The 6,378-nt window shown below is 55.5% G+C and carries 5 protein-coding genes; 2 read left to right on the top strand and 3 right to left on the bottom strand.

Annotated features, from left to right (window positions below; translation table 11 throughout):
• The 3 genes from V5P19_RS12005 to V5P19_RS11995 form a co-directional block, all read right to left on the bottom strand.
• Window positions 1-91 (bottom strand): transposase (locus V5P19_RS12005; RefSeq protein ID WP_334403506.1); only part of this gene is annotated, 91 nt, incomplete at its 3' end.
• Window positions 92-283: 192 nt separating this feature from the next.
• A complete protein-coding gene (locus tag V5P19_RS12000) occupies window positions 284-2,071 on the bottom strand; it encodes a hybrid sensor histidine kinase/response regulator (RefSeq protein WP_334403490.1) in 1,788 nt (595 codons plus the stop codon).
• On the bottom strand, window positions 2,068-2,700 hold the full coding sequence (locus V5P19_RS11995) for a response regulator transcription factor (RefSeq protein WP_334403488.1): 633 nt from the start codon (window positions 2,698-2,700) through the stop codon (window positions 2,068-2,070). Before V5P19_RS11995 ends, V5P19_RS12000 begins: the two co-directional genes overlap by 4 nt.
• A gap of 175 nt (window positions 2,701-2,875) precedes the next feature.
• On the opposite strand from V5P19_RS11995, the gene V5P19_RS11990 reads away from it, so the two are divergent.
• Together V5P19_RS11990 and V5P19_RS11985 are read left to right on the top strand one after the other, a co-directional pair.
• Window positions 2,876-3,190, top strand: a complete 315-nt coding sequence (locus tag V5P19_RS11990; protein ID WP_334403486.1) for a hypothetical protein — start codon at window positions 2,876-2,878, stop codon at window positions 3,188-3,190.
• Between the two features lie 115 nt (window positions 3,191-3,305).
• On the top strand, window positions 3,306-6,308 hold the full coding sequence (locus V5P19_RS11985; protein ID WP_334403484.1) for an autotransporter domain-containing protein: 3,003 nt from the start codon (window positions 3,306-3,308) through the stop codon (window positions 6,306-6,308).
• The last annotated feature ends 70 nt before the right edge of the window (window positions 6,309-6,378 follow it).

Genomic DNA, 6,378 nt, shown 5'->3' with positions numbered 1-6,378 from the left:
CGTGCTTACGGCAGAGCTCACGGGCAGAAACCCCGGCTTCCGCTTCGCGAAGAATACTGATGATCTGTTCGTCGGAATAACGCTTCTTCATGGGGATGTCCTCGTGTGGCTTATGAAGACATTACTAACATCGGGGTGTGTTAATCAACGGGGAGCAGGTCACTGGTGCCTCATACTTCTTGGTCTTTCATGGAAAGCGCATAAAATAATGAATGCGAATCATATTGCTTTATTTATACACCGCCATTAAGAACCTTCCTTACTACAGGCAACAGATACCTACTTAACCCCGAACCCCAGACCACTGTACCAAAAGCGCATGCAGCCTGGCGGGTTCCAGCGGTTTGCGCAGCACCAGATACCCTTCCTGCTCGGCCTCCAGCAGTACCGGCGAGTTAAACTCCCCGCTGACCATCGCGCCGCTCATATCCGGCAGGCGTTCGAAAAGCGCCTTCAGGATGTCGAACCCGCTCTCTCCGGATCGCAAGCGCTGGTCGCACAGCACGGCGAACGGCGTGAAGCCGTCGTCAATGATAGCGAACGCTTCCTCCGCTGACGCCGCGCAGCGCACGTTGATGCCCCAGAGGCTCATTAAGCTTTCCCAGGCTGAGGTTACCAGCGGATCGTCGTCCACCACCAGGCAGGATCCGCGCAGCGGGGCATAGCGTACAGGTGGGGCGGTGTTGTCATAGGCGGGAACAGGCTCAGGCGCTTTGTCTTCCCCAACGTATTGGCTAAAGCGCATCCAGAAGCGTGACCCTTTGCCTTCAATCGACTGCATTCCAAACCTCACCTTCATGAGCTTGGCGCAGCGTGCAACTACCGCCAGGCCCAGCCCGTGGCCCGCACTGTCAATCTTCCATGCCAGCTCGGGGCGGTAGTAGGGCGAGAAGATTTTGCCTTTCTCGTCGTCTGCAATTCCTACGCCCGTGTCCCACACCTCCACCAAACATTCGGCGCCGCGCGGGCGGATGGCGACCAGCACGCCGCCTTGTTGCGTGTAGCGCAGGGCATTTTGTATCAGGTTGATCAGCGATTGCCGCACCAGTACCGGGTCGCCTGTCACAAAGATGCGGCGTTTGGGTCGCCAGGTACGTAGCGTCAGAGCGCGGCTGTTGGCCTCTTCGCGAAACAGGGTGATAGCCGAGTCGAGCAGGGCGACGATGTCGACCCTGGCGGCAGCCGTGAGCATATTCCCGGATTCAATCTTGCTGAGATCGAGCAGGGAATTGAACATCAAATGCACCGAACGGACGCTTTGCTGTAAATCCAGCAGCTGCGGCATCAGGCTGTCGTCCCGGTTCCTGTGGATGATGGCTTCAATCAAAAAGCCCATGGCGTGCACCGGCTGGCGCAGGTCGTGGCTGGCGGTCGTCAGGAACTGATTTTTATCCAGCAGCGCCTGCTCCGCCTCTTCTTTGGCCTGACGGAACTGCTCTGCCAGGCGCGAGCTTTTCTCTTCCAGCAGAGCCTGCTGAATAAAGAACGCGTGTGACGTTAACGCATGGCGATAAATGGCGAAGCCGTACAGCAGGTTCAGCATCAGCACGATGAACATCAGCTCCTCAAGCCGCCAGATGATGCCAACGTTCAGCACGCCCCAGGAGGCGAAGAAAAAACGGGTGAAAGTGCTGATGACCGGCGTCAGATGCGTCGCATTGGCGGCAACGATGGCGGCGATGCTGATATTGAGCAGCAGGAAAAAGTCGAAGTTCTGCGTCTGCGGGGTAATTAAATAAAGCGATGAGATCCCTAGCCCGTGAATAAAGGCCACCTTATTAATGCGCGGCAGCCAGCGGCCCAACACGGCGCTCTCATTATCCTCTTTAGCTTCTCGCAGGTAGCGTCTGTGCCATATACGGATGGCCACAGCACATAGCAGGTAAATGATTATCCAGGTAATGGTTGGGCCAAGGTCGTCACCGAGCAAATAAATCCAGATCGCAAAAGGGATGCCTACGAAAGGCACGGCGCTAAAGCTGAACACCAGCCGTAGGAATGTATTATCCAGCAGGCGGATCTGCGCGCGTGGGGAGAGGCCATCATTCTGTAAATTCTGGAAAAACCTCATTCCGACGGCTCCCGCTTGCCGTGCAATAGCGTTATGGCTTCCACTCGGCTATTTACGCCGATTTTTTTCAGAATATTGCTGATATGCTCTTTGACCGTTGGCTCTGAAATAGACAGTTGCGCGGCAATCCGTTTATTGGGAAGGCCGCGCATAATCATATTTAAGACATCTATTTGTCGCGGCGTTAAGTTAAATTTTTTTAAATTTTCATTATTCGCTTTAACACCTAATTCGTTCCCGTCCGGGAACCAGGTCAGATTATCCGATAACGCGAGAACCGCTTTGGAAAATAGTTCTGGTGGCTCGCTTTTTAATACGAACCCGTGGCCGCCAGCGGTGCGTATCTTCTGCCTGATATCGTTATTGTCGTCACCGCTGATCACCATAAGCCGTACCTGAGGGTAACGGTCTTTCACTTCTTTGAGTAATTTCAACGCCGTACCGGAAGAGAGCCAAAAATCGATAACCAGCAGGCGTGGCGGGCCATTTTCCCTAATGTGACGGTAGCAATCTTCCTCATTTGTTACTACGCACGCCTGTTTGAATTGGCAATGCGTAATGAGAAAATTGGCGATACCGCTTGCTACCAATGGATGGTCATCAACGACCAACGCATAATTCTGCCCCAAAGGAATCTCCTTTCACCTTCACGTATCGGATAATGCCGAAGAATTATTATCTACCCACCCTACTTTAGGAGGGTTTTTTCGAATAGGAAAGGGAAATATATTATTCGCACAATTGGGTGATAGAAAACATAAATACAATCGGTGATTTTAACCGGTTGGATAGAAAGGATAATTTATGAAAAAAACAGTTGTCGTTTTTACCGTTACGATGATGCTGGCCGGGTGTTCTACGCTTAAAACCGATCAGGCAATTCCGCTGCTACAGGCGGAAACCGCTAAAATGCTGGGCTTGGGATCGTCGGATGAAATAACCGTGACCAATGTCAACGGTGCGCAGCCAGATGCACTGGGTGGGCAGAAACTTTCTTATCGCGCAACTACCGAAAAAGGGCGTATTTTCGATTGCTCATCGATGATGATGCCGGGAATTTTAGGATCGGCACCGACGCTGAGTGCGCCGACCTGTACGCCTGTGGTTACACATAAATAATTCACTCAGGAAGCAGGTATACCGCTTCCTGATTTTATTTGTCGGAGTATCAAGGTAACAGGAAATTATCCTCTACTCCGAGAGAAAAATAAATTCCAGAGTATGGAGATAGCCTGTGAATTACCCTACATCGCACCCTCTGGCGGTGAAAACGCCGCTTTCCAGACTGTACCTCGCGCTATTTTCCGCGCCGCTGATTATGCTGGCACCCGCTGATATCGCGCGCGCCGACGATGCAATTTATGACGGCGACTCACGTGTTACCGAAACGTTGGGTTATACCGGCGATGTTTACGTCGGCCGTAACCAGCGTGGGAACCTGCTGATCGATAATGGAAAAATTACCGCCTATAACATCAATATTGGTCGACTGAGCAACGGTCAAATTTATGAAAGCCTGGTGACCGTTCGCGGCCCGAACGCCGAGCTGAACGCGGTAAACGATCAATATATTCTGCGCGGCGACCTCAATTTGGGGTTGGGCACATTACGCGTGGAAAAGGGTGCGCTGGCCAGCGCGAAGGAGATCGTGGTGGGTACCACCCGCGGATACGATAGCCGCCTCATCGCGACGGGCGCGGGATCTCGCGTTGTCAGCAATTTCCTGAGCGTTGGTACCGATCTTGGCGCGCGTTCCACGCTGGCGATTGAAGACGGCGCGGTGCTGAACACCGCTTACGATGCGCGTATCGGCAATGGTTCCGGGCCGGATGAAACCGACAAGCTAAGCCCGAAAGCCACGATCGTGGGATCCGGTTCCCAATGGAACGTCGGCCGCGCGCTCACGCTTTACGGCGACCTGGACGTGCTCAATGGCGCTGCGGTTAACGTTGGCAGCGTACAGGTGGCAGGCGTCTCCGGCGCGGGCAAAACCGCCGAGCTGGTGGTGGCGGGGAACGGCTCGCGCTTTACCAGCGGCAGCAGCGTTAACGTAGGCGATTACGGTAATGGCGTGCTGTCGGTCATCGACGGCGGGGCATTTTCCGCTGGCAGCAACGAGCTAGTATTAGGCACGACCGGCTCCGGCTCAAACCGTGGCGCGCTGATCGTTGGCAGCCGCGGCAATATGGACACCGGCACCGGGTTGACCGAGCCGACGCTCGGCGCGGCTGGCGGCGCGGGCACCATTGATGCGAAGACGGCGATCAATCTGCAGGGCGGGCTGTTCGGCAGCTATGTGTACTTTAACCACACCGATGCGAATTACGTCTTCAGTAACACGATGAGCGGCGAAGGGGATGTGATCAACACCTCCGGGCAGACGACGCTGAACGGCGATCTGTCCGGGCTCAAGGCGAACGTAACCGCGCGGGGCGGCAAAATTATCATTGCCAGCAATATCAACACTCAGCCAGAAGACGATATCTTTGACGTTCAGACGCTTAGCGCGGAGAACGGCGGCACGCTGATCCTCAACGCGACGGCGGGGACAGACGTCAGCAACGGGGCGGGTTACAGCAGCGCCGCGTCAATCAAGGCGGGCGGGACGCTTGGCGGTAACGGCACCCTCGGCCAGACCGAGATCCTGTCCGGCGGGCATATCTCGCCCGGCGACGGCAATATCGGTACGCTAACGCTGAAACGCTATCTGAACTTTATCGGCGAATCCTTCTATGACGTTGATATTTCAGGAGATGGCAGTAGCGACCAGCTGCTGGTATCGGGCAAAACCACCATCAGCAATCAGGCTAAGGTGCAGGTCACCGCGCTGGACCCGCAAACCAGCTATAAAACGGGCCAAAGCTACCGCATTTTGACCTCGAACGGCGGGATTGACGGCGAGTTTGCGTCGGCGATATCGAAATCTGCCTTCCTGGACGTGGCGCTGGAACACAGCGCTAATGCCGTGGATCTGACCATCGCACAGAAAGAGACTGGCGGTGAGAATCCTGGGGGAGAAAACCCGGGCGGCGAAAACCCCGGCGGCGAAAATCCTGGCGGCGAAAACCCGGGCGGTGAGAATCCTGGCGGTGAAAACCCGGGTAGCGGCAAGCCGGGTATTTTCCAGACCGTCGCCAAAAGCGGCAACCAGTGGAATACCGCCGGCGCGCTCTCAACGCTAACGCAAAGCGGTCCGTCGCTGGCGCTTTACAACTCGCTGCTGCTGCTGAGCGCACCGGAAGCGCGCGAGGCGTTCAACCAGCTGTCAGGCGAAGTTTATCCGTCACTGCAGTCTAACCTTATCGCCGGCAGCACTCAGCTGTTCAACGTATTGAACCAGCGCATGCTGCGCGCGTTTGACAGTGATAGCCTGCCGATACCGCCGATGGCGATGTCGCTGGTGCAACAGCCAGAGCCGCAAAACAACGGCGTCTGGGGGCAAACCTTCAGCGCCTGGAGCAAAAACAGCGGTGACGGCAACGTGGGTAAACTGGACGGCAACACGACCGGCTTCCTGCTGGGCGCAGATCGCAAACTGGCTGACCACAACGTCCGCGTTGGCGGATACTTCGGCTACAGCCGTGGAGATTACGACGTCGACAGCCGCCGCTCCTCAGCGGATACCGATAACTATCACCTTGGCCTGTATGCGGCAGGGCAGCAGGATGCGTTCTCGCTGCGCGGTGCGCTGGGTTATACCTGGCACAAGATTGAAGGCAAGCGCAATGTCGATTTCAGCGGCTTCTCGGATCGGCTGAAGTCCGATTACGACGCCAACTCGCTGCTGGCGTTCACTGAAGCGGGTTACCGTTTTGGCCAGCCGGAGATGAACGTCGAGCCGTTTATTAATCTGTCGTACATTCGACTGCATACCGACAGCTTTAAGGAAGACGGCGGTGCCGCGGCATTGAACGTGCGCAATGAGACGATGAACACCTTCTATTCTACCCTTGGGGTACGCGGCGTGACCGAGTTGCCAAAGAACGTCAACCTTTACGGTTCGCTGGGCTGGCAGCACGCTTACGGGGATAAAAATACCTCATCGCGCATGGCATTCGCCGGGAGTGACGCGTTTATCACCCAGGGGCAGGCCGTGGATGAAGACGTGATGGTGGGCGATATCGGGGTGAGCATGCAGCTTTCGCGTGCCGCGACGCTGGATGTGGGCTATCAGGGACAATTTGGCGCCGATACGCGGGTCAATTCGGTTAATGCCAACCTGCGCTGGTCGTTCTGATCTTACATTTAATGCTTATCTCATCCTCTAAGGCCCGCATCAAGCGGGCCTTTTGTCGTGTGCCAGGGTA

Origin of the sequence: Enterobacter sp. UNJFSC 003 (genome assembly GCF_036903355.1) — a bacterium.
Classification (GTDB): Bacteria; Pseudomonadota; Gammaproteobacteria; order Enterobacterales; family Enterobacteriaceae; genus Enterobacter.
The sequence above is the reverse complement of the archived record's forward strand: the minus strand, read 5'-3'. Positions and strand labels throughout refer to the sequence as shown.

Coding starts and splice junctions, on each gene's coding strand:
- V5P19_RS11990 (WP_334403486.1), top strand. CDS start 2,876: ATGAAAAAAACAGTTGTCGTTTTTACCGTTACGATGATGCTGGCCGGG.
- V5P19_RS12000 (WP_334403490.1), bottom strand. CDS start 2,071: ATGAGGTTTTTCCAGAATTTACAGAATGATGGCCTCTCCCCACGCGCG.